The organism is Legionella bozemanae (assembly GCF_001648595.1).
GTDB lineage: Bacteria > Pseudomonadota > Gammaproteobacteria > Legionellales > Legionellaceae > Legionella > Legionella bozemanae.
In genome coordinates this window covers 1-752 of sequence record NZ_LBAW01000090.1, presented here as the reverse complement: position 1 = coordinate 752, position 752 = coordinate 1, and the positions used below count along the sequence as shown (strand labels likewise).

Sequence of the window (752 nt, the reverse complement as noted above, 5' to 3'; positions counted from 1 at the left end):
TTTCAATGCCTTAAACCAAATTTTTTTGTCTATCTCTCAGGCTTTATGCGCGGTACGTAGAGAAATTTAAATAAAAAACCGACGATACCTCAGTCAAAATAACTTAACTTGCATACAAATATGCATTAAAAATCAATCATATCTAAAACAATTTTAGGAGCAGAGTTAGGGTTGGAAAATTTATCGATATCAGCTACTATTTAATGGTAGTTGACATGTTATGACGGTTTAATAGTTCTCTTTATAATTCATTTTAAAACGGGCCGTTAGCTCAGCTGGTAGAGCAGGAGACTCTTAATCTCTTGGTCATAGGTTCGATCCCTATACGGTCTATCAATAAAATCAATGGGTTAAAGGTTTTCATAAATATAAATAGTTTTGGGTACTTTAGTGGGTTCTTTTGAAAATTATTTTACTGAATATTTTTTATTAAATAGCCTTTTGCAGATTAATCCATGAGCTATGGGTCCTGATTCGTAATACACCTACCTTTTAGCCTTTCTACTCTTTCCGAGAAGAGTTATTTTTTAAGCACAAAGTTTAACCAAGCATCGAGACAAAATAAAAAGTAAAAATAGTGCGAGTCAAGACTGTTTTTTTATTTTTTATTTGTATAACATATCCATGTCTAAATTCTTTTTCCATCTCTTATCTGTGGATATCTTTTTTACCAAATAATATATGACTAATTAGCAATATATTAAGAACCCTTACCATATCTGATTTATATCATTTTTAAATCTCCGCAATTT

1 tRNA gene is annotated in these 752 nt (G+C 30.5%); it reads left to right on the top strand.

The features are described from left to right. Nucleotides 1–260 precede the first annotated feature (260 nt). Nucleotides 261–333 (top strand) — tRNA-Lys (locus A8O27_RS18180). Nucleotides 334–752: the final 419 nt, after the last annotated feature.